The organism is Bizionia myxarmorum (assembly GCF_008086205.1).
GTDB classification, from domain to species: domain Bacteria; phylum Bacteroidota; class Bacteroidia; order Flavobacteriales; family Flavobacteriaceae; genus Algorimicrobium; species Algorimicrobium myxarmorum.
The window spans coordinates 223,585-245,799 of record NZ_VSKK01000003.1; the positions used below are offsets into that span (position 1 = coordinate 223,585).

The following is a 22,215-nucleotide window of genomic DNA, read 5'->3' on the forward strand; positions in this document are numbered from 1 at the left end:
TAATTAAGTTTTTTACTTGACGCTCAAATGTACAATGTGTTACACATTTTCGTTATAACTTTTTGTTAAAATGAAGTTTAGCTATATTCGCATTATGTCTAATCCGCAGATAAGTATTGTCACACCCTTTAAAAACACCGAAAATTTTCTTTCGGAATGTTTGAAATCCATTATTGGTCAAAGCTATACCAATTGGGAGCTTTTGATTGTTGATGACCACTCTACTGACGCCAGTTATAAGCTAGTTTCAGAATTTGCGAAGCTGGATGAACGCATTAAATTGTATAAAAATCCAGGTTCAGGAATAATTGAGGCGTTGCAATATGCTTTTTTACAAAGTTCTGGAAATTATATAACGCGAATGGATAGTGATGATATTATGTTGTCAAATAAGCTTGAAGTCATGCTGGAGAGTTTAGAACAGCATGGAAAAAGACATGTAGCCATAGGTCAAGTAACATATTTTCGGGAAGGTGGGATTAGTGATGGCTATGCTCAATATGAAACCTGGTTAAATGATTTAACAGAAACCGGATCTAATTATTCTGAAATTTATAAAGAATGTGTGATTCCCTCGCCTTGCTGGATGGTACATCGCGATGATTTTATAGCTTGTAATGGTTTTAGTCCAAAAACTTATCCTGAAGATTATGATTTAGCATTTCGGTTTTATAAGCACAATTTAAAATGTATTCCCTGTTCAGAAATCCTGCATTTATGGCGAGATTATAATGCACGTACGTCCAGAACGCATGAACATTATGCCGAAAACAATTTTCTAGAATTGAAAGTGCATTATTTTTTAGAATTAGATTATCAGACTTCTAGACCTTTAGTGCTTTGGGGAGCAGGAAAAAAAGGTAAAACGGTCGCGAAATTATTGCAAAAACAAAATATACCATTTTACTGGATTTGCGATAATCCTAAAAAGATTGGCAAAGCTATCTATACTATTACGTTACAAGATGCTTCTTATCTAAAAACGTTTAACAACCCGCAATGTATAATCACGGTTGCCAATAAAAAAGAACAGACATTTATTAGAAAACAGCTATCAGATTTAGAGATGAAATCAGAAATCGACTACTTCTTTTTTTGTTAATCGTTTAATTTGTTGTTAAAAGGTTTTCTATTTCACTGTAAACACTATTTTTGTAGGAAACACTATTAGGAATGCAGTTTAAAAATCCTGAATTACTTTATGCGCTATTTTTGCTCCTTATTCCCATTATTGTTCATTTATTTCAATTGCGCAAATTTCAAAAGGAATCTTTTACCAATGTGGCTTTCTTAAAAAAGGTAACCCTTCAAACACGCAAAAGTTCTCAAATTAAAAAATGGCTAACCTTATTAACACGAATGCTTTTATTGGCATGCGTTATCGTAGCTTTTGCACAACCTTTCACTTCCAAAACCAATAGCCTTAATACCACACCAGAAACCGTTATTTATTTGGATAATAGTTTTAGCATGCAAGCCAAAGGCGATCAAGGAGAGTTATTAAAACGTGCGGTTCAAGAATTGGTAGAAAATTTAAATCCGGATGATCAAATTTCATTAGTTACCAACACGGCCGTTTATAAAAATACCACACTAAAAAGTATTCAAAATGATTTGTTGAAACTGGATTATTCAGCCAATCAATTACCCTATGATGCGGCTATTTTGAAAAGCTCCAAACTTTTTAGCAAATCCCCGAATATGAATCGGAATCTGGTTTTTATTTCTGATTTCCAAGAGCAGAAAAAAGCATTTGAAGCGCCCAATGATTCATTTTATAAAATACACGCTGTTCAATTAAAACCAGTAAATACGCAGAATATAGCTATAGACAGTTTAAGTATATCAAGTACTACGGCAAGTAGCACTACTTTACAAGTTTATTTAAAAGCGACTGGAAAAACAAATACGTCAGTACCAGTTTCCTTATTTGATGGCGAAAAATTACTAGCAAAAACAACTGCCAACCTTACGGAAAAAGCTATTGTAGCGTTTACACTTACGGAAAAAAGTATTAGTAATGGCCGAATAGTAATTGATGATATCGGTTTACAATTTGATAATGATTTGTTTTTTAATATCAATGAATCTGCAATAATCAACGTTTTAACCATTCATGAAAAAACGGCAAGCAACTATTTAGAGCGTTTATTTGCTTCTGAAGAATTTGAATTAACAAGCACAAGCTTAAATCAATTAAATTATAGTGCTATTGAAAAGCAGCAATTAATTGTTTTAAACGAATTGGAAGCTATTCCCAGTTCTTTAAGTAATTCCCTTTCAACTTTTATGAAGCAAGGCGGATATGTGCTAGTTATTCCGGCAGCTAATTCTCAAATAGAAACGTACAACAAGCTTTTAGGCCTCTATGGTATTCAAAGCCAAGCAGCCATCACCTCTGAAAAACGTGTAACCCGAATTAATTACGCACATCCTATTTATAAAAATGTGTTTGAGAAACAGGAATCCAATTTTCAATATCCAAAAGTGAATACCTATTTTCCAATTTCGGCTACAAATAGTTCTGTAGTATTATCCTTTGAAGATGGAAAACCTTTTTTACTGACCCAAAAGCAGCTAGCGGTTTTTACAGCGGCTTTAAATTCAGATAACTCTAATTTTAGCGAATACGATTTAATTGTACCAACCTTTTATAATTTAGCGCGACAAAGTATACAAAAACCGCAATTATATTATATCATTGGTGCCGAAAACAAATTTGATATCCCCGTAAATTTGGAGCAAGATGGTGTCGTGTCATTAGCCAATGAAACGGTGAGCATGATTCCTATGCAACAATATTTTAATGATAAAGTAACTATAACAACCATTGATAATCCAGATATAGCAGGTGTTTACCGTATTGAAAATAAGAATTCAGCCATTGGCAACGTCAGTTATAATTACAACCGAGAAGAAAGTGATTTAAGTTATCAAGATTTAAGTCAGTTGGAAAATGTTGAAGTCAGCGATTCGGTTATCTCCATATTCGAAACTTTAAAAAGTGATACAAAAATCAATGCGCTATGGAAATGGTTTGCTATTTTTGCACTAGCTTTTATTATTATTGAAATGCTCATATTAAAATATTTTAAATGAACGTACTCATAAAATATGCCACAATAATTGATTCCAAAAGCGATTTTCATAATCAGACTGTCGATATTTTAATTGAAAAAGGAATTATCACCGAAATAGCATTAATTGTTAAAAATACTAAGGATTATAAAGAAATTAGCTTAGACAATCTACATGTGTCTCAAGGTTGGTTTGATAGTAGCGTCAGTTTTGGAGAGCCAGGTTATGAGGAGCGCGAAACCATACTTAATGGTCTAAAAACAGCTGCTCACTCGGGTTTTACAGCGGTTGCACTCAACGCCAACTCCAATCCCGTAATTGCTAGTTATGCTGATATTTCACTAGTAAAAGCCAAAGCACAAAATCATGCTGTTTCCTTATACCCTATCGGTGCTTTAACTAAAAATGGTTTAGGCGAAAATATGGCCGAATTGTATGACATGAGTCAGGCAGGAGCAGTTGCTTTCTACGATTACCAGAAACCAATTGAAAATCCAAACCTGATGAAAATTGCCTTGCAATATGCCAGTAATTTTGATGGATTGATTTTATCATTTCCGCAAGAATCTCGCATTTCCAGATCGGGTGTTATGAACGAACATATTTCCAGTACGCGATTGGGTTTAAATGGAAATCCCACTCTAGCCGAAGAATTACAAATAGCTCGCGATTTATTTCTTTTAGAATATACGGGAGGAAAATTACACATTCCAACCATTTCTTCTGGGAAATCCGTGGAGCTGATACGTGAGGCTAAAAAGAAGAAACTAGATGTAACGTGTAGTGTGGCAATTCACAATTTATTCTTTACGGATGAAGCGTTAGAAACTTTCAATTCAAACTTTAAGGTTTTGCCTCCAATTAGAACGAATTCAGACATTAAGGATTTAATTGAAGGTATAAAAGATGGTACCATAGATATGGTAACATCAGACCATAATCCCATAGATATAGAACACAAAAAAGTAGAATTCGATCATGCTAAATATGGCACGATTGGGTTGGAATCGGCTTTTGGAGCTTTACAAACGCTATTCTCCGTTAAAAAAACGGTTGAAATTTTAACCAAAGGAAAAGAACGTTTCGGTGTAGAATCTACGTCTATTTCAATTGGAGAAAAAGCCAACTTAAGTCTGTTCAATCCGAAAGAAACCTACACGTTTAGTAAGAAACATATCATATCCACTTCTAAAAACGCCATTTTTGAAGGTTCAGAATTGAAAGGAACGGTATATGGTGTTGTTGCCAATAATAAAATGATATTGAAATAATGATGACAGAAGAAACTATTAAAGAGGGAAAAACCATGGCTTTAGTTGCCTACTTCACTATTGTTGGTAGTATTATTGCTATTATCATGAATAGTGATAGAAAAAACCCGTTTACCTCATTTCATGCCAAACAAGGACTGGGTTTAAATTTAACCTATATGATTGTAGGCTATTTTATTAGCTCTTTTGACAGTTTTGCAATTTCCATTGGATTTTGGATTGCCATAGGTGTACTTTTCATGTACGGAATTTATTCAGCAATTACAGAAAACTGCAAACAAGTACCGCTTTTAGGAGCTTTGTATCAAAAATTATTCGCAACAATAGCTTAAATATGTCTACACAACCTTTACATTATATAACCAGACCTTCTACTTTAAAAGAAAACGCGCCTTTACTCATTTTATGTCATGGTTATGGTAGCGATGAAAACGACTTATTTTCTTTTGCAGAAGAACTTCCGGAAGAATTATTTATCATTTCACTTCGTGCACCACACGCCATGCAACCTTATGGCAATGCTTGGTATTCCATTAATTTTGATGCAGATAAAGGCAAATGGAGTGATGATGAGCAAGCTAAAGATTCCCGCGATCAGATAGCCCAATTTATAGATTACGCTTGTGGAAAATATCCGGTTAATAACGAAAACGTCAATTTACTTGGGTTTAGTCAAGGCACCATTTTAAGTTATGCTGTAGCTTTAACCTATCCTGAAAAAATAAAAAATGTAATTGCGTTGAGTGGTTATATTAACCCGAATATTATTCCAGAAAACCCATCAGAAAAGGATTATTCTAATTTGGATTTTTACTGTTCTCATGGAAGTGTAGATCAAGTTATTCCCGTGGATTGGGCAAGACAAGCACCTAAATTTTTAGAAAATTTGAACATTAAGCATCAATACGCCGAGTTTCCAGTTGGTCACGGCGTAGCACCACAAAACTTTTACGATCTTAAAAAGTGGTTAATTGATAGGATATAAAAAAGATTCTACCACTTTGAAAGTCAATTGCTCATCTTCACTTAAATTATAAGTTAAGAACATTTCGCCCCAATATTTTCCATCGGTAAAATTGGCAATAATCCATTTATGGTTTAAAACCCTAACTTGATCAATCATCATTTTTCCACCGTTTAATGCCGCATAAGGAATTAAGGGATGCTGATCGCCTTTCACTAAATTCAATTCGTATAATTGATCTTTAATAAACGGAATAAGCTCATTTACGCGGTAGCCTTCAGCTTCTAAATAACTTAAAGCGGATTCTGTATTCATCACAGAAAATTCAGATAAATCCATAACTTGATCGCGCAAATTAGAAATAGTATCTGCAAATTTCCCCGCATCTCTTTCATGATGGGCTACTTTTTTATCAATGATGCCTTCGTAAGAATCCAAAATTCGCTTGGAATTTACATATTGAAACACGACTAAAAGTAGTGCGAAAATAAACAGGTACATAAATATTTTATTCTTCATTATATGGTAATTTGTAAGTTATCGTAAGCTAAAAAAACATTTTCTGGTAAAGACTGTTCTACAATATCGTGGAACCCTAACATATGGCTGATATGCGTTAAATAAGCACGTTTGGGTTTTACTTGGGCAATAATTTTTAAAGCTTCTTCTAAATTTAAATGTGAAGGATGCTCTTTTTCTCGCAATGCATTTATTACTAAAACATTTAAGCCTTTCAATTTCTCTAATTCAGCAGCTTCAATGGTTTTCATATCGGTTACATAGGCAAAATTCTCAAACCGATAACCGAAAACCTGGAGATTATAATGCATAAAATCTATAGGCATGACTTCCATATTACCTAAAAGAAATGGATTGTTTTTTACTTCATTAATCACAACACTTGGTGCACCCGGATATTTGTTTTCTGTTTCAAAAATATAATCAAACCGACGTGTTAATTCCCTTATAACTCGCTTGTGTGCGAAAATAGGAATAGCACCTTGCCTAAAAAAATAAGGTCTAATATCATCCAATCCAGCTGTATGATCGGCATGCTCATGGGTAAAAATAACACCATCTAATTTGGTGCAATTGGCGCGTAACATTTGCTGTCTAAAATCTGGACCACAATCAATGACATACGTGTACTTTTCCCATTCCACAAGTACCGAAACCCGTAAACGTTTATCTCTAGAATCCGTGCTTAAACAGACGGGATGATTACTTCCAATAACAGGAATTCCTTGTGATGTTCCAGTGCCTAAAAACGTTATTTTCAATAGTTTTAATTTTAAAACAAAAATAAGGTTATTTTTTTGTTTGACCACCCGTTTTAATACCTTTGTGCCTCAGAAATAATCGAAGTTTAGAATGGAAATTAGCTTAAAAGGTGATAAAGAGTTTAATGAGATTCCGTCATTAAACACAAAGGCACTTCGTATTAATTTAAACGAAAATATTTACGGAACTTTTTCCGAAATTGGCGCTGGCCAGGAAACCGTTCGTAACTTTTTTAGAGCTGGTGGTGCTTCTGGCACGATTGCAAAAGCCATGTCTGCTTACGATAAAGATTTTAGCGATGCCATTTATGGCATAGAAGCAGATGGGCGCTATGTTACAGAAACACGTTTATTAAAAATGCTAAACCATGAAATTGATATCATGGAAAAGCGTTTAACTAGAGATAAGCATCCTAATAAATTATTCTTTTCTTACGCCAATACCGTTGCCACCATTGATTTTGCTAAAAAATTCAAAGGTCATGGTTGGGTAGGAATTCGCTATCAAATTGAAGCCGATCAGCCTTATAATGAGATTTCTTTACACTTACGTTTTAAAGAAAATGATGCCCGTTTGCAGCAGGAAACTTTAGGCGTTTTAGGTACTAACTTAATTTACGGTGCTTTTTATAAATATAATGAGCCTAAAAAATTACTCCGTTACTTATACGACCATTTGGATAAAGATCAATTAGAAATTGATACCATTAACTTCTCAGGCCCCGCTTTTAAGGATGTAGATAACCGGCTAATGAGTTTACAATTAGTGAAAAATGGCATGACAGATGCCGTTATGTTTGCACCAGATGGTAATAACGTGCTTCCAGCTAAAGTGCTTTATAAAAAGAATATTTTAGCCTTAAGAGGTAGTTTTAGACCAGTAACGAAGGTAAATATAGATATGTTTGAAAAATCATATGATATGTTTATTAAGGAAAATAAGGTCGATAAAGATAGAACCCAAGTTGTTTTTGAAATTACCTTATCCAATTTACGAGCTGAGGGTGAAATTGATGAACAAGATTTTATGGATCGGGCGAAATTGCTCTGTTCTTTAGGGCATACTGTTTTAATTTCCAATTTTCAAGAATATTATAGGTTGGTGGAATACTTCTCACAATACACCAAAAATCGCATGGGTCTCGCCATGGGCGTTAATAATTTAGTGGATATTTTTGATGAAAAATATTACCGTCATTTAAGTGGTGGTATTTTAGAGGCTTTTGGAAAATTATTTTTCAAAGATTTAAGGGTGTACCTCTACCCTATGCAGGATGAAAATGGTGAAGTAACTACCAGTGAAAATTTAAAAGTTCACCCACGTATGAAAGAACTTTATAAATTCTTTAAATATAATGGCAAGGTGGTTGATATTACAGATTATGACAACACCATCTTAACGGTGTTTTCAAGAAATGTGCTTAAGAAAATTGCAGATGGCGATGAAACTTGGGAAACTATGTTACCCGAAGGTGTTTCAAAACTCATTAAAGAAAAGAGTCTGTTTGGCTATGAAGCAGAAGAAATGTTTCGATCCAAAAACCACTAGAACATCAAAAACTTATGAATTTTAAATTTATTTTTTCTGCATTATTATGCTTTTCTGCTTTGTTTTCTTGCAAAACAGCAGATGCCCAATCAATTAAAGAAGTTACTGATAACCAAGTTGCTGAATGCACTTCTTGTGATTTAATTGGTGAAATTTCCCGAGCACAATTAGTTGATAACCCCATTTTTAATGAATGGTTTTCAGAAAGTTATGAAAATTATGAATTACATAGTGACGCAATGAAAACATTGAACGATGTTTCAACTGAAAACTTAAGCTTTAAAATTATTTTGGGTACCTGGTGCAGTGATAGTCATCGTGATGTGCCACGCTTTGTGAAAATTTTAGATTTTTTAAATATTGATGACAAGTCTATTGAATATTACGCATTAGATGCCGAGAAAATGTCACCAGAGAAAATTGAAGAAACCTATAGCGTCATTCAAGTTCCAACGTTTATAGTGTATAAAAAGGACGTAGAATTGAATAGAATTGTTGAAATGTCTATCCGTACTTTAGAAGAAGATTTAGCTATTATTCTTACAACCAATGACTACAAAAATGTTTACGCCGATTAATAATTGCGTTTACTTGTTTTAATAATTATCTTAAAGTCCACTTTAAATTTTAATTTTCTGAAGAAATGATACGAACTCTCTATAGGTCTTTTATAGTTTTATCTGCCATGCTATTATTTAATTGCAAGGAAAAGAATGAATCAACTTCCAATCTAGAGATCAATGAAACTGCTAAAAAGGAAAAAGTGATTGACACCGTTTTCAATCATATTTATACTGAAATAGATGATAAGAAATATGACTTTAGTTATAATGTCGATACTTTAGATGTTTTTCTAACAACCAACTACGGTAAAACAAAGATATTTTTTGAATTCACCAAGGAGATTACATTTGTACCAGACTCTAAACATGACCGCTTAAATGGTTTTTACGATAAAAATTATAAATTAGATATTCGAAATATAACGTTTAATGATAGTCTAATTACCTATAAGGAATATAAGGACGACATCTTTCATCAGGACAATGAGATTCTGGTATCAGAAAACATAACCAAGACTGACTTTTACGAATCTTTAGATTCTAATTTTTTATTAGATGGAAAATCTATTCATGACAAGCTAATTGAAAAACCATGCGCTTCTTGTGTGGTTGTTTTAACCATTTTAGCAACCAATGTTGTGGGTGACTCCAGAGGAAGTAATAAAGAATTATGTGAGCAGCAGAATGCATTAGTTGCGGTAAACTGTGCGAATAAAGATGATTTTTGTTTAGAAAGTGAAGGCCCCTGTAAATTGAAATGTGTTCCCTGTTCTACTTTGTAAAATAAACACAGCATAATATATTTAAAAAGCGACCTAAATAGGTCGCTTTTACTTTTAAGTTAAGAACGCATCCAATTTCTTTATCCTCTTCAAAATACTTAAAACTAACAATCCATTTTTAGCTAAAGTGCTCAAAATTTGGCGTTTTACGGGAAAACCGTAACAGTATTTTTACTTTTCGATGAACTACACATATTTAACCCAAAATAGTTGTGTGTTTATTTTTTTTTTTTTTTTTAGTTTCGAGGTGTTAAAACATATTTTGTTTATTTACAGTCTTCAAAATCATGTATTTAACACAAAGATTAATCTTATGGAAGCGCTTGCTTTTTTATTGAATTCTAAATAGATAAGGACTGTATTTGTTTATTTAGAGAGATTTCAAAAGACTGTTAATAAGACTGTTACTATTGTTTAACCATTTTTAGCAATAAAAATTTGCTAAAAAGTAAAATCTCATTATTATGAAAATTAACAAATACTGCAAGTTTATAATTTTATTAAGTATTTCCGTGTTATAACTTAATTGTTCCGATGATTCAAGTGAAGACATTGAAAATAAACAACAAAATCAAAATGTAAATTTAACTCACTCAAAATTAGAAAAAAACACATTAGTTAATGACACATTATTTATTAACTATATTGATAACGTTGTATCACAAGCAGACAAGCAAGTAGACTTGAATTCACTAAATCTAATTTTACAGAAAGATCAAAATACATTAACAAAACAAGATTTAAAAGATTTAGCAGAATTATTGGGCTATATTGACTTTAATGATATGGAAACATATTACGAAGTGCAGAATGAACGGATCTATAAATTAGATAAAAAATACGATTTGTCCAACCCCAATAATATCCCTATATTAGAACAAGCTACCACAGATGTTTATAACAAACATCACTCATATGTTCCTGTACCCGGTGGAGGTTCAATCGGCTCAACTTGTTTAGAGCGATATAACAATTGTATAGCAGGAGCTTTGGCAATGGCCATTCTTGAACATTTTGGTTGCGCAGCTTTAGACACAACTGTAGTATTAGGTATTTTATGCCATTCCGCAGTTACAGCTTTACAGATATCAGCAAATAATCAATGTAGATATGATTTAGAAGATTGTTAATAATTAGTAAAAATTTAAAATATGAAAGACAAAATATTTTCAATAAAATTTTTAAGATTTATTCCAATTATATTAGTGATTTTGGGTTATATCTTAACTAAACAACTGGATATCTTTACGTCAGAACAAGATATATATGTATTGATTTTATTCAATGCAATAGCATTTATTTCTTTATTTTTTTTATATAAAAATAAGGTAAATAAGATTTCAGTTCAAAGAATAGCAGTATTAGGAATTGCTATTTTGTTAAGTGTTATATTGTATTTTATGTATTTGCCATAGAACTATTTGGTTGGAGTAAAAAGCGACCTAATCAGGTCGCTTTTGTTTTTTAACCCAAAATCTGATCTGTATGTGCTTTGGTTTTAACTTTGGATATAACATCTTCAATTAAGCCATTTTCATCAATTACAAAGGTTGTTCTATGAATCCCGTCATATTCCTTACCCATGAATTTTTTCGGTCCCCAAATACCATAAGCTTCAATAACCACTTTATCTTCATCTGCTAAAAGCGGATACGGGAAATTGTATTTATTTTTAAAATTACTTTGTCTTTTTTCGCTATCAGCACTTACACCTAAAATATCATAACCTGCTTTTTGGAATCGGCTATAATTATCACTTAAATTACAAGCTTCAGCAGTACAACCCGGCGTACTCGCTTTCGGATAAAAAAATAAAACTAATTTTTTTCCATTGTAATCCTTTAAAGAAATAGTATTTCCATCTTGATCTTTTGCGGTAAAATCTGGCGCTTTATCTCCTGCTTTTAAATTTGTCATAGTATCTTTGTTAATTTCAACTTCTGTAAAAATACAACTTATGACCAAGCAAGAAAAGGTAGATTTCGTTATAAAAACGTTAAAGGATATTTATCCCACCATTCCAGTGCCTCTAGATCATAAAGACCCTTATACTTTACTTATTGCCGTTTTAATGTCTGCTCAATGTACGGATGTTCGGGTAAATCAAATTACGCCGAAACTGTTTGCTAAAGCCGATAACCCATATGATATGATAAAACTTACGGTTGAAGAAATTCGTGATATAATTAGACCTGTAGGTTTATCACCTATGAAAAGTAAAGGTATTCACGGCTTATCACATATTTTAATTGATAAACACGGCGGTCAGGTTCCAAAAACTTATGAACACTTGGAAGAATTACCTGCAGTTGGTCATAAAACGGCAGCAGTTGTTATGTCTCAAGCCTTTGGAATTCCCGCTTTTCCAGTAGATACGCATATTCACAGACTCATGTATCGATGGGGATTTACAAATGGTAAAAATGTAGTTCAAACGGAACGAGATGCCAAACGCTTGTTTCCAGAAGCCGTTTGGAACGATTTACATTTACAAATAATTTGGTATGCACGTCAATATTCACCAGCGCGTGGTTGGGATTTGGAAAAAGATGTGATTACTAAAACTATTGGTAGAAAAACGGTTTTAAACGATTATTATGCTAAAAAGAAGAAGTAGGCGAAAATGAATGTAGACCCTTCCGATGTTATCAGAACTGCTAGAATATAGAGGTTAGACTTAAGTGGTTAATCTTTCAGATTTTGACTATAAATTTAAGAAATAGGTACACATCCTCACATTGAAAGTATTGCAAAATCTAATAGTAGTTGAAATTTTCCTTGATTTATGAAAAGTGAAATAGATTCCTGCCTTTGCAGGAATAAAAAAAAAGTCCTGAGACTAATCAGGACTTTTTCAAAGTTTAGTTGAGAAGCGCTTCAAACTTCATCTTATTACAATTTATAACACTTAAAGCCTTGGAATAATCAAGAAGAAACTTTACAGTTTCCGCTTTGGGGTTTAAATCAAGTACATTGATTTGTTTTTTTTGAGAGTAAAGTTTCGCCATTTATATTAGCTGTTTTTGGTTTATACTTTACTAAACGTTTCATCTTAAGATATATTGTATCAATTAGTTAAAACAATATTATGTTTATCTATTATCTTTCTCATATTAATTAATGCATAGCGCATTCTGCCTAAAGCGGTGTTTATACTAACGCCTGTTTTTTCTGATATTTCCTTAAAACTCATATCATTATACATGCGCATCATTAAAACTTCTTTTTGGTCTTCTGGCAATTCTTCAATTACACGACGCACATCATGTTCCACCTGATCTTTAATAAGACTACGCTCCACATCCAACGTGCTATCACTTAAAACTGAAAATATATTGAAGTCCCCTGTGTTGCTAAATTTAGGCATGCGGTTGTTTTTTCGGAAATGATCTATGACCAAATTATGCGAAATACGCATCACCCAAGGTAAAAACTTACCTTCTTCATTGTATTTTCCCGCTTTTAAGGTGCGGATAACTTTGATAAAAGTATCTTGAAAAATATCATCGGCAATATCCCGATCATATACTTTTGAATAGATAAAACTGAATATACGCTGCTTATGCCTATTGATTAAAACTTCAATAGCTTGCTCGTTTCCGTGAATATATTTGGTAACCAAGGTAGCATCCGTGATAAGATTTTCCTGCATAATCATTACTTCTTTACCAGAACAAGTCTGGGTTGGGGTTAAAAAGATATTATAAAGTAATGTTAAACGTATAGGCTACTCTTGTGATTTTTAGGTTTATAGAATCCAAATATAACAACAATACTATTACAATAGCAAACTTATTTTCATTTTTTCTAAAAATAATTTGTAATCCAATCTATTTTTTAATAAAATTTTCTTGTGGTATCTTTGCAAGAATAATTCCGCTAAGAGCTTATGATTCCTAATATTTCCGAAATCAACCCCAAAGAAAACATCATTATTAAAGGTGCGCGTTTGCACAATTTGAAAAATATTGATGTGGTAATTCCTAGGAATAAACTCGTTGTTATAACTGGTTTATCAGGTTCGGGAAAATCTAGTTTAGCATTTGATACGCTGTACGCAGAAGGTCAAAGACGCTATGTGGAAAGCTTATCTAGTTATGCCAGACAATTTTTAGGCCGTTTAAACAAACCCAAAGTAGATTATATAAAAGGTATTGCGCCAGCCATTGCTATAGAGCAGAAAGTGAATTCTACCAACCCACGTTCAACAGTTGGAACGTCTACCGAGATTTACGACTATCTGAAATTGTTGTTTGCTAGAATAGGAAAAACTTACTCGCCAAAGTCAGGCAGAGAAGTAAAAAAGGATACGGTTGCAGATGTTTTAAAATTTGTAAAAGCATTTCCGGAAGGTGAAAAGCTTCTCCTCCTCGCTCCTATTTATTTAGAGGAAGGCAGAACTTTAGAAGATAAATTGAAGGTTTTATATCAGCAAGGTTACGCCAGAATTAAAGTGAAAGATTCTGTTGTTAGAATAGAGGAAAATTTAGAAACCAAAGAGAAACCAGAAAATATCTATTTGGTTGTGGATCGGGTTATTTCAAAAGATGAAGAAGATTTCTATAATCGATTAGCAGATGCTATTGAAACTGCTTTTTTTGAAGGTAAAGGCAATTGTTATATCGAATCGCTTTCAAATAATAAACAAGAACATTTCAGTAATAAATTTGAACTGGATGACATTGATTTTCTGGAGCCAAATGTGCATTTATTTAGTTTTAATAATCCTTATGGCGCCTGTCCAACTTGTGAAGGTTACGGCGATGTTATTGGTATTGATGAAGATTTGGTGATACCTAACACCGGATTATCCATTTATGAAAACGCTGTTTTTGCCTGGCGCGGCGATAGTATGGGTTGGTATCGTGATCAATTGGTTAACAATTCCCATAAATTCGATTTTCCTATACATAAACCATATTATGAATTAACAGCCGCCCAAAAGCTATTAGTTTGGAATGGTAACTCGTATTTTGAAGGTTTAAATAGTTTTTTTGCAGAGTTAGAATCTAAAGCATACAAAATTCAGAATCGTGTGATGCTTTCCCGATATCGTGGAAAAACAAAGTGTAAAACCTGTAAAGGCAAACGTTTACGCGTGGAAGCGGAATATGTAAAAATTGCTGACGCTACCATAACTGATTTGGTAGATATGCCTTTAGATGTTTTGGCAGAATTTTTCAAAAATCTTAAATTAAACGATCACGATACACAAATTGCCAAGCGTTTATTGAAAGAAATAAATAATCGCCTAGCTTTTTTAGATAATGTAGGATTGAGTTATTTAACGCTTAACCGAAAATCCAATACTTTATCTGGTGGTGAAAGTCAGCGCATTAATTTAGCAACCTCTTTAGGCAGTAGCTTAGTGGGTTCTATGTATATTTTAGACGAACCTAGTATTGGGTTGCATCCTAAAGATACCGAAAGATTGATAGGTGTCTTAAAAGCACTTCGCGATTTAGGAAATACGGTAATTGTGGTGGAACACGATGAAGATATCATGATGGCTGCTGATGAAATTATAGACATTGGTCCTGAAGCAGGAACTTTTGGTGGTAACGTTGTAGCAACTGGAACGTTTCAGGATATTTTAAAATCGACCTCGTTAACCGCCCAATATTTAAATGGGGATTTGGAAATTAAAGTCCCTAAAAAGAGACGCACTTCTAAATATGCAGTGGAGATTATTGGTGCTAAAGAAAATAACTTAAAAAATATTGACGTGACCTTGCCGCTTGGCATGTTAACCGTTGTAACCGGTGTTTCAGGAAGTGGAAAAAGCACCTTGATAAAAAAGATTGTGTATCCTGCTTTACAGAAGAAGATTACTGATTATGGTGATAAACCTGGACAATTTTCTGAACTAAAAGGAAATTTCACAAATGTTAAGCATATTGAATTTGTAGATCAAAATCCTATTGGTAGATCGTCACGCTCCAATCCTGTAACCTATATTAAAGCTTATGATGATATTCGGGCACTTTTTGCCAGTCAGAAATTAAGTAAAATTCGAAATTACCAGCCCAAACATTTTAGTTTTAATGTGGACGGCGGTCGTTGTGAAACGTGTAAAGGTGACGGTGAAGTGACTATAGAAATGCAATTCATGGCAGATGTGCATTTAACCTGTGAAACCTGTAATGGCAAGCGTTTTAAAAAGGAAGTTTTAGAAGTTACGTTTGAAGGTAAATCCATTGATGATGTTTTGAGCATGACCATTGATGATGCTATTGCGTTCTTCACTGAATTTGAACAAACTAAAATTCAGACAAAACTACAGCCATTGCAAGATGTAGGGTTAGGATATGTTACTCTGGGTCAAAGTTCTTCTACACTTTCTGGTGGTGAAGCCCAGCGAATAAAACTGGCTACGTTTTTAGGTAAAGGCAGTAAAAGCGATCAGGCCTTATTTATTTTTGATGAACCAACAACCGGTTTGCATTTTCATGATATTCAAAAATTATTAAAATCCTTTAATGCCTTAATTGAAAAAGGCCATTCCATTATCGTTATTGAACATAATTTAGAACTTATTAAATGCGCGGATTACATCATCGATTTAGGGCCTGAAGGTGGGGAACGCGGTGGCTATTTAATTGCTGAAGGCACACCAGAGGAATTGGTTAAGAATAAAAAATCCATTACGGGTAAATACTTAAAAGCGAAACTTTAAGCAAACATAAAAGCAAAACCCAATACAACTACGCCTGTTAGTATAACAACGGGAATAAAAAGTGCAGTTATTAAACTAGCCTTTTAAAAACTTTTAATGGCGCTTTGTTTATAAAAGCGTTTCATGGCTAGAACGAGATATACAAAAGTGGATAAAATAAGTATCAAGTCTAACCAATTTGGAATATCTATAATATAGTTAAAACCTAGTAGCAAGCTAAATACAGTAAATAGAAAGGCGAAATAGTAAAAGCTAAAAACCAAATGATGCGTATAGCTTCCACTCATTCTGTAAAATAGCCTTATTAGTAAAGCGAAAATTGGTAACACAAAAAACATAGCAATGGGAATGGTATCAAAAAATGTTTTAAATAAACCACCCGCTCTTTTTAGTTTATAGAATTTTAATGCTTGTTTATACATTCTGGTTTTAACGGTTCCAGCATCATCTGAACGCCCCATTTCTCTATAAATAATTTCTTCTGGCGCATCTATTGCTATTAAAGAATCTAATTTTTTTTCAATGGGACCTAAAGAAAATTCAACGGCTCTAAAATCTTTGGCTGAAACAATGGAATCTATTTGCTTATCTGTCATTCCGGTGTAAAGCTGATTATCTTTTAATACTTTACGCACATCCATTCTATCCGTAGAATCTATTTTTAATTTTTTAAGGTTCTTTTCAGTATTGATGGCATCGTGAAAAGAATCTCCAGTGGACGTTTCTGTTATAACCTTTCTATCAAAACCTTTGGCCAAATTAGCGTCTAATTTTTCGGTCCAAATTGAAACTTAAAAGGAATTTAAAGAGAAAAATATAATGGCTATAAACAAATACATTTGAGCTGGATGCAAAAACAATAAGCGTTTTCCTACAATAAATTGTTCGGCCAAATATCCAGGTTTTAATAAAAGTGGTAAAAAACTCTTAAAAAAACGCGCATCAAAGGAAAAGTAATTACTTATAGTATTGTAAAATAAAACTTTCAGCGTAAGCGCGTCATTTCGTTTTTGGCCACAATGCGGGCAAAATGCGAAAGCTTCGTTGTAGGTTGTTTCACAATTTTTACATAAATGCTTACTATTTGCCATGAGATCTGATTGATTTTATAAATCTATAAAAAAGAATTCGTTTTTATAAAATTTGAAGATTCTGACAATCAAATACTTACCAATTTGGCACGACAATTGTTTATCTACTAAAACATAGCGATAGCCGAAAAGCTAATGAGTAGGCATAATCTAAATCCTAATAAGATGAAAAAACAAGTACTTTTATTTACAGCTTTGTTAATAGGATTAACAACTGTAAAAGCAAACGAAATCGCGTCTGTATCTACAGCTGGTGATTTAAAGATTTTTAATGCAGGCTATGCACAACCTATTATTTTTATGGAATGTGGCATTGAGTTTATGGTCTTCCCAGACGGTAGTTTTGATTTTAATACTAATACCAGACAGCAGACCAGTAATTTTGATGATAATTATTATCACAGAAATTCAAACCAAACCCGTCGTGGATCTGTTAATAGCACTTTTGGAGCGCCAAGAACTAGAAGCAACGTTCGTTATTCAGCACCAAGAGATCAAGGTGTTTTGTTAACACATGATGCAAATGGTCAAGTTAGGCGCATTGGAAATGTGTTTATTAATTATGACCGTAATGGTAAAATTAAACGCGCAGGTTCGGTATACATGAGCTATAATAGTCGAAATGGCTTATTAACGCAAGTTGGAGGTTTACATATTAATTACAACCATTGGGGTGAAATTATTAGTCAATTTGGTATGGTAAATCCTTTTAATAATGTGTGTCAATTTCATAATATTCCTAACTGTACATTAAATCATGGTTCTGGAAATCATCAAAATAATTATAATAACAACAGCGGTAATTCAGATGATAATTATTATTATAAATCTGAAAAATCAAATCTTGAAGATATACAAAAATCCAAAAAAGATAATTAATACAGTTTAAGTTTTTAGTTGGTTAATTAGTGTTAAACCCCAGATAATAAAATCCTATTATCTGGGGTTTATTTTTCAAACATATTCAATAGCTTGATTATAAAGTAATTGTAATGATTAATAGTTTTTGGCACGTTGTTTGTTTTACTATAAATGAGTTTAATTAATACCTAGTAATCATGAAAAAATTCGCATATATTTTATCCGTTCTATTTATATCTAGTACAGCCATTATGGCCAGCACTGATGAAATAGCTTCTACTCCAACCTACTCTAATAGTTATAGTGGTTATGGAAATAACTTTATTTTTGTTGAAGGTGGTATTGAGTTTTCCATTTTCCCTGATGGTCAATTTGATTTTCATATGGGGAATTATACCAACAATATGAATGTTTCGGTAAATTCACCTAATGTGAGTATCAGTTTTAATACGGGCTATGATTATAATGCCTTTGTTCAATATGATGAATATGGTGCCATTGTTCAAGTAGAGCATGTGCCGGTTTTTTATGATTATTATGGTCGAGTCGTTCGTGTTGGTGATGTGAATATTCGTTATAATAATTATGGTTACTTATCAAATGTAGGTGGATTGTATGTTCATTATAACAGATACAATCATTTTAGCCATTGTACAGGTTTTATAAACCCATTTAACCGAGTATATGTTTACAGACCTTGGCATACTTATTATGTGGTTCCTGCTTACAACTACCGCGTAGTTTACACAACGCCGTACAGACAACATTATACGCCGGTTAGATATACATATAGTACACCATATACTCATAATTATAGACGCACAACTGCTGTGGCAACTAGACGTGGAAATCAAATTACGAGACGTCAAGAATTAGCGACACCTAATAGACGTAATAATTCTGTAGCGCAGCAAACACCGCGTTCAAGAACTAATGCAGCAGAACAAGCGCCTAGAGTTAGAAGTAAATCGGAAGTAAAAACTAGAAGTTCGGAGCCAAGACGTTCAAATGCATCCCAAGCGCCGCGTTCTCATTCTGGCAGTGAGGTGAAATCTCAACCTAGAACACGAAATAATAATACCGTGCAAACTAGGGGTTCAAGTAGACAAATATCAGCCAGAAATTCGGCAGAGAGAAATACGAGATCACATGCTATTAAACAGCCAACAACACGAGTTAATCCAAGAAATGAGGTTCAAAGAAAACCGAATGTCTCTAATTCTCGTACATATGCTAAAGAAAGAAATACTTCTAATACATCTCGTCAAACGGATTCTAGAAGAATTCAATAAAAACACATTGGTTGGTTAGTTAGAAAGTCCTGCGATATGTATGCCTCAAAGCTACATCGTGGGATTTTCTCATTTAAAGCGTTTCAGTATTTTATTGATTAGTTGGGTAATGTCTTCAGAAAAATCCAAGATATAAACAGTATAACCATAGAATATAGTAATGAGAATAGATTTCAGAGCGATGTTTATTAGTGGATGCCATGAGAAATCCCAAAAATAAAAAATGCCTAAACTAACAATAACTAATAAGAGTACTTTTACTGTATTTACACTAAAAGGTTGCATTTTCAGTTTCGACTGAACAAACCACAGTTTGGCAATATTGTAAAACAATATGGCTAGAAAGGTGGCAAAAGCAGCGCCATTAATACCATACAAGGGTATGAAAACAATGTTTAAACCAACGGTTAAAATAGCTAAAAACACCCCAAGTACTAAAACCATGCGGTAATAATCACTATTAAATAAAATGGCGTTGTTATTGCCTAGTAAACTGTCTGTGAGCTTAGATAGACTAATAACGATGACAACAACGAGCGCGTCAGCATAATTTTCATTGATAAAATTATAAAGTTCATTGATGTTTAAAATAATTAATAGAAATATAAATCCGCTTATTATAAATAGGCTCAAGGAACTTTTTTTGTACAGGCTTTTCAGCTCTACTTTATTCTTTTCGTTAAGCAGCTTAGCCGTTAATGGACTAATTATTTGATGCATAGAGCGGCTGGGAACCGCAATCACCGAAGCAATATATATGGCAACACCATAATATGCAACATACTCGATATCCACGTATCTATTCAGCATTACGGTGTCCATTTCAAGGATAACATTGGCAACAGATCCTGCAATAATAATTAATGACGTATATTTTAAAACAGATTTCAGATTATTAATTTTCACTATTTTAAAGACAGGAAAACGTAAGCTAAATGCATATAATTTCATAATTATAGCACGAATTATGTAAACCCCAGTTAAACTATAAATAAGTTGTTGTACATTAATAAATTCTAAATAGAGGCAAAATAATAAAATCATTGTTCCAGCTCTATGAAAAACTTCTTTCATCAAGTTTCCAAAAACACTTTTCATTTGCACGCGAGACCATGCATAGAAAATTTCGAAATATGAGAATGATACGGCTGAAATAAAAATAAGCCAGACATAATCTTTTACAATGGCATTATTACCAGCCAGCCACGTACTAATAACATCAAAAGCCATATAGCCTGCAATAGAGGCTGGAATTATAATAGCTAAAGGTAGAAACAACATTAATAATAAAAAACCGTTTTGCGATTGGCGAGTTTTATAGGTAGAGTAAAACTTTATAAGTGTATTATGCGCACCAAAAGCCAGAATGGGCATCATAACATTGGCAGTCGAAAAAATATAAGTTATTAAGCCAAAGTATTCATCCGTTACAAATTCCGTAAATAAAAACAAGACATTTATAGCACCCAATCCAAAACCTAAATAGGTTATAATGGTATTTTTAATGGACTGATTGGTGACGATTCCCATTTATAATAAATTTGCTAAATCTTTAGTAAGTGCTTTTCTGCTGTATTTTTGTAAGCCTATGCCATGAGATTGCAAAGTACCCAATTTATAAGCGTCATAATACGATTCAATTTGTGCTTTTAAAGACTCATAATCAGCATAATTAAAATAATTTCCTGTGTTGGTTTCTTTTATAATGGTTGCCACATCAGATCCTTCTGGACCTAAAGCAATAATAGGTCTTTCTGAAACCATATACTCAAATAACTTTCCAGGAATAATACATCGTGTATCTGGCGAATCTATTTCAATTAAAACCAATACTTGTGATTTTTTTTGAAACTTAATAGCTTCTTCATGTGAAACATAACCAATGTTATTTAAATAATCACTTAAATTATATGTATCTAGTGATTTAAGAATATCGTCACTTACAAAACCCACTAAATTTAGTTCAAAGTCTTTTGCGAAGGTTGCGTTTTCTGCAATTAAATCTCGAAGAACTTGCCACAATATTTCGGGATTTCGCTTCGATAATAAAGAGCCAATATGCGCTATAGAGAACCTGACATCTAAATCTTGTTTTGAAACAGGATTCACATCAAACCCATTGGTAATAACAGCAATAGGCTTATGTGTTTTAGTTTTAAATTCCTCTTGTGTAACTTGGCTCGTAACTATAATCTGGTCTGCCGTATTTAAAACGGACTGCTCCAATAGTTTGTGCTTGTTTTCAGCAGATTTAGTCAACTTTAACTGTTTGTGGTAGCCAATGGTTGTCCAAGGATCTCGGAAGTCTGCTAACCAGGTAATATCTAATTTCTTTTTAAGTTCTAAACCTATCAAATGCAAACTATGCGGCGGCCCTGTAGTAATAATTGTATCAATTGCTTCCCTTTTTAGATAGTCCTTTAAAAACGCCACAGACGGTTTAACCCAGCTTTTTCTAGCATCTGGGATAAAAAAGTTGCCGCGAATAAAAAGTAGTGATTTTTCTAAAGTGGTTTGCTTATCATCGTTGGTAATAATGCCTTTACTAATGGTATCTGTTTTCTTTTTTGAAAACAAACCGGCCAATTTATAAGGTTCTGATATGGGTTGTTTGATAATGGTTAGCGATTCGGGAATTTCAGAAAGTAAACTTTCATCTGTAATAGGATAATTTGGATTTTCAGGAATATAAACAATAGGTTCTACATTCAATTCGGGTAAATATTTTACGAATTTCAACCAACGTTGAACCCCTGGTCCGCCTGCTGGTGGCCAGTAATACGTAACAATAAGAACCTTTTTGCGCAC

Annotated in this window: 22 protein-coding genes; 14 read left to right on the top strand and 8 right to left on the bottom strand. The window is 33.1% G+C overall.

Annotated features, from left to right (window positions below):
• Window positions 1-70 precede the first annotated feature (70 nt).
• The 5 genes from ES674_RS12205 (at window position 71) to ES674_RS12225 (ending at window position 5,334) form a co-directional block, all read left to right on the top strand.
• Entirely contained in the window at window positions 71-1,102 is a 1,032-nt protein-coding gene (locus ES674_RS12205; RefSeq protein ID WP_246126036.1) for a glycosyltransferase family 2 protein, read from the top strand.
• 71 nt (window positions 1,103-1,173) lie between these two features.
• Complete coding sequence (locus tag ES674_RS12210) at window positions 1,174-3,099, top strand: vWA domain-containing protein (protein WP_148404366.1); 1,926 nt, start codon at window positions 1,174-1,176, stop codon at window positions 3,097-3,099.
• The gene (locus ES674_RS12215; protein ID WP_148404368.1) at window positions 3,096-4,349 is read left to right on the top strand and encodes a dihydroorotase; all 1,254 of its coding nucleotides are present in this window, start codon (window positions 3,096-3,098) and stop codon (window positions 4,347-4,349) included. Before ES674_RS12210 ends, ES674_RS12215 begins: the two co-directional genes overlap by 4 nt.
• Window positions 4,349-4,681, top strand: coding sequence for a DUF4870 domain-containing protein (locus ES674_RS12220; RefSeq protein ID WP_148404370.1), 333 nt, complete (start codon window positions 4,349-4,351; stop codon window positions 4,679-4,681). The genes ES674_RS12215 and ES674_RS12220 overlap by 1 nt, the downstream gene beginning before the upstream one ends.
• 2 nt (window positions 4,682-4,683) lie before the next feature.
• Window positions 4,684-5,334 carry an alpha/beta hydrolase gene (locus tag ES674_RS12225; RefSeq protein ID WP_148404372.1) on the top strand — a complete coding sequence of 217 codons (651 nt, stop codon included), beginning with the start codon at window positions 4,684-4,686 and terminating at the stop codon, window positions 5,332-5,334.
• On the opposite strand, the gene ES674_RS12230 is transcribed toward ES674_RS12225, so the two are convergent.
• Together ES674_RS12230 and ES674_RS12235 are read right to left on the bottom strand one after the other, a co-directional pair.
• The gene (locus tag ES674_RS12230; protein ID WP_246126037.1) at window positions 5,317-5,832 is read right to left on the bottom strand and encodes a hydrolase; all 516 of its coding nucleotides are present in this window, start codon (window positions 5,830-5,832) and stop codon (window positions 5,317-5,319) included. The genes ES674_RS12225 and ES674_RS12230 overlap by 18 nt on opposite strands.
• Window positions 5,832-6,593: an MBL fold metallo-hydrolase gene (locus ES674_RS12235; protein WP_148404374.1), complete on the bottom strand. Its 762-nt coding sequence runs from the start codon at window positions 6,591-6,593 to the stop codon at window positions 5,832-5,834. The genes ES674_RS12230 and ES674_RS12235 overlap by 1 nt, the downstream gene beginning before the upstream one ends.
• Window positions 6,594-6,684: 91 nt before the next feature.
• Here ES674_RS12235 and ES674_RS12240 point away from each other — a divergent pair, with 91 nt between their 5' ends.
• From ES674_RS12240 to ES674_RS12260, 5 genes are all read left to right on the top strand, one after another.
• The gene (locus ES674_RS12240) at window positions 6,685-8,142 is read left to right on the top strand and encodes a TonB-dependent receptor (RefSeq protein WP_148404376.1); all 1,458 of its coding nucleotides are present in this window, start codon (window positions 6,685-6,687) and stop codon (window positions 8,140-8,142) included.
• A 14-nt stretch (window positions 8,143-8,156) separates the two neighbouring features.
• Complete coding sequence (locus ES674_RS12245) at window positions 8,157-8,720, top strand: thioredoxin domain-containing protein (protein WP_148404378.1); 564 nt, start codon at window positions 8,157-8,159, stop codon at window positions 8,718-8,720.
• Between the two features lie 65 nt (window positions 8,721-8,785).
• The gene (locus ES674_RS12250; RefSeq protein WP_148404380.1) at window positions 8,786-9,487 is read left to right on the top strand and encodes a hypothetical protein; all 702 of its coding nucleotides are present in this window, start codon (window positions 8,786-8,788) and stop codon (window positions 9,485-9,487) included.
• 683 nt (window positions 9,488-10,170) lie between these two features.
• The gene (locus ES674_RS12255) at window positions 10,171-10,617 is read left to right on the top strand and encodes a hypothetical protein (protein ID WP_148404382.1); all 447 of its coding nucleotides are present in this window, start codon (window positions 10,171-10,173) and stop codon (window positions 10,615-10,617) included.
• Window positions 10,618-10,638: 21 nt separating this feature from the next.
• Window positions 10,639-10,902 (top strand): hypothetical protein, encoded by a 264-nt coding sequence (locus ES674_RS12260; protein WP_148404384.1) that lies wholly within the window; start codon window positions 10,639-10,641, stop codon window positions 10,900-10,902.
• Window positions 10,903-10,951: 49 nt separating this feature from the next.
• On the opposite strand, the gene bcp is transcribed toward ES674_RS12260, so the two are convergent.
• Window positions 10,952-11,404, bottom strand: coding sequence for a thioredoxin-dependent thiol peroxidase (bcp, locus tag ES674_RS12265; protein ID WP_148404386.1), 453 nt, complete (start codon window positions 11,402-11,404; stop codon window positions 10,952-10,954).
• Window positions 11,405-11,444: 40 nt separating this feature from the next.
• Between bcp and ES674_RS12270 the strand changes: the two genes are divergently transcribed.
• Entirely contained in the window at window positions 11,445-12,104 is a 660-nt protein-coding gene (locus tag ES674_RS12270) for an endonuclease III domain-containing protein (RefSeq protein ID WP_148404387.1), read from the top strand.
• Window positions 12,105-12,554: 450 nt separating this feature from the next.
• Here ES674_RS12270 and ES674_RS12275 read toward each other — a convergent pair whose 3' ends face one another.
• On the bottom strand, window positions 12,555-13,139 hold the full coding sequence (locus ES674_RS12275; protein ID WP_148404388.1) for an RNA polymerase sigma factor: 585 nt from the start codon (window positions 13,137-13,139) through the stop codon (window positions 12,555-12,557).
• Window positions 13,140-13,376: 237 nt separating this feature from the next.
• Between ES674_RS12275 and uvrA the strand changes: the two genes are divergently transcribed.
• Window positions 13,377-16,163: an excinuclease ABC subunit UvrA gene (gene uvrA, locus ES674_RS12280; RefSeq protein WP_148404390.1), complete on the top strand. Its 2,787-nt coding sequence runs from the start codon at window positions 13,377-13,379 to the stop codon at window positions 16,161-16,163.
• Window positions 16,164-16,246: 83 nt separating this feature from the next.
• Here uvrA and ES674_RS15620 read toward each other — a convergent pair whose 3' ends face one another.
• Window positions 16,247-16,921: a hypothetical protein gene (locus tag ES674_RS15620; RefSeq protein WP_246126038.1), complete on the bottom strand. Its 675-nt coding sequence runs from the start codon at window positions 16,919-16,921 to the stop codon at window positions 16,247-16,249.
• A 33-nt stretch (window positions 16,922-16,954) separates the two neighbouring features.
• Complete coding sequence (locus tag ES674_RS15625; protein ID WP_246126039.1) at window positions 16,955-17,254, bottom strand: DUF3667 domain-containing protein; 300 nt, start codon at window positions 17,252-17,254, stop codon at window positions 16,955-16,957.
• A gap of 165 nt (window positions 17,255-17,419) precedes the next feature.
• Here ES674_RS15625 and ES674_RS12290 point away from each other — a divergent pair, with 165 nt between their 5' ends.
• Together ES674_RS12290 and ES674_RS12295 are read left to right on the top strand one after the other, a co-directional pair.
• Window positions 17,420-18,133, top strand: a complete 714-nt coding sequence (locus ES674_RS12290; RefSeq protein WP_148404392.1) for a hypothetical protein — start codon at window positions 17,420-17,422, stop codon at window positions 18,131-18,133.
• 179 nt (window positions 18,134-18,312) lie between these two features.
• On the top strand, window positions 18,313-19,407 hold the full coding sequence (locus tag ES674_RS12295; RefSeq protein WP_148404394.1) for a hypothetical protein: 1,095 nt from the start codon (window positions 18,313-18,315) through the stop codon (window positions 19,405-19,407).
• 69 nt (window positions 19,408-19,476) lie between these two features.
• Here ES674_RS12295 and ES674_RS12300 read toward each other — a convergent pair whose 3' ends face one another.
• Together ES674_RS12300 and ES674_RS12305 are read right to left on the bottom strand one after the other, a co-directional pair.
• Entirely contained in the window at window positions 19,477-20,937 is a 1,461-nt protein-coding gene (locus tag ES674_RS12300; protein WP_148404396.1) for a lipopolysaccharide biosynthesis protein, read from the bottom strand.
• Window positions 20,938-22,215, bottom strand: a complete 1,278-nt coding sequence (locus ES674_RS12305) for a glycosyltransferase family 4 protein (protein WP_148404398.1) — start codon at window positions 22,213-22,215, stop codon at window positions 20,938-20,940.

What these genes read in the sequence shown, in the direction of transcription:
- ES674_RS12205 (WP_246126036.1), top strand. Translation starts at nt 71, where the DNA reads ATGAAGTTTAGCTATATTCGCATTATGTCTAATCCGCAGATAAGTATT.
- ES674_RS12210 (WP_148404366.1), top strand. Translation starts at nt 1,174, where the DNA reads ATGCAGTTTAAAAATCCTGAATTACTTTATGCGCTATTTTTGCTCCTT.
- ES674_RS12215 (WP_148404368.1), top strand. Translation starts at nt 3,096, where the DNA reads ATGAACGTACTCATAAAATATGCCACAATAATTGATTCCAAAAGCGAT.
- ES674_RS12220 (WP_148404370.1), top strand. Translation starts at nt 4,349, where the DNA reads ATGATGACAGAAGAAACTATTAAAGAGGGAAAAACCATGGCTTTAGTT.
- ES674_RS12225 (WP_148404372.1), top strand. Translation starts at nt 4,684, where the DNA reads ATGTCTACACAACCTTTACATTATATAACCAGACCTTCTACTTTAAAA.
- ES674_RS12230 (WP_246126037.1), bottom strand. Translation starts at nt 5,832, where the DNA reads ATGAAGAATAAAATATTTATGTACCTGTTTATTTTCGCACTACTTTTA.
- ES674_RS12240 (WP_148404376.1), top strand. Translation starts at nt 6,685, where the DNA reads ATGGAAATTAGCTTAAAAGGTGATAAAGAGTTTAATGAGATTCCGTCA.
- ES674_RS12245 (WP_148404378.1), top strand. Translation starts at nt 8,157, where the DNA reads ATGAATTTTAAATTTATTTTTTCTGCATTATTATGCTTTTCTGCTTTG.
- ES674_RS12250 (WP_148404380.1), top strand. Translation starts at nt 8,786, where the DNA reads ATGATACGAACTCTCTATAGGTCTTTTATAGTTTTATCTGCCATGCTA.
- ES674_RS12260 (WP_148404384.1), top strand. Translation starts at nt 10,639, where the DNA reads ATGAAAGACAAAATATTTTCAATAAAATTTTTAAGATTTATTCCAATT.
- bcp (WP_148404386.1), bottom strand. Translation starts at nt 11,404, where the DNA reads ATGACAAATTTAAAAGCAGGAGATAAAGCGCCAGATTTTACCGCAAAA.
- ES674_RS12270 (WP_148404387.1), top strand. Translation starts at nt 11,445, where the DNA reads ATGACCAAGCAAGAAAAGGTAGATTTCGTTATAAAAACGTTAAAGGAT.
- ES674_RS12275 (WP_148404388.1), bottom strand. Translation starts at nt 13,139, where the DNA reads ATGCAGGAAAATCTTATCACGGATGCTACCTTGGTTACCAAATATATT.
- uvrA (WP_148404390.1), top strand. Translation starts at nt 13,377, where the DNA reads ATGATTCCTAATATTTCCGAAATCAACCCCAAAGAAAACATCATTATT.
- ES674_RS15625 (WP_246126039.1), bottom strand. Translation starts at nt 17,254, where the DNA reads ATGGCAAATAGTAAGCATTTATGTAAAAATTGTGAAACAACCTACAAC.
- ES674_RS12290 (WP_148404392.1), top strand. Translation starts at nt 17,420, where the DNA reads ATGAAAAAACAAGTACTTTTATTTACAGCTTTGTTAATAGGATTAACA.
- ES674_RS12295 (WP_148404394.1), top strand. Translation starts at nt 18,313, where the DNA reads ATGAAAAAATTCGCATATATTTTATCCGTTCTATTTATATCTAGTACA.
- ES674_RS12300 (WP_148404396.1), bottom strand. Translation starts at nt 20,937, where the DNA reads ATGGGAATCGTCACCAATCAGTCCATTAAAAATACCATTATAACCTAT.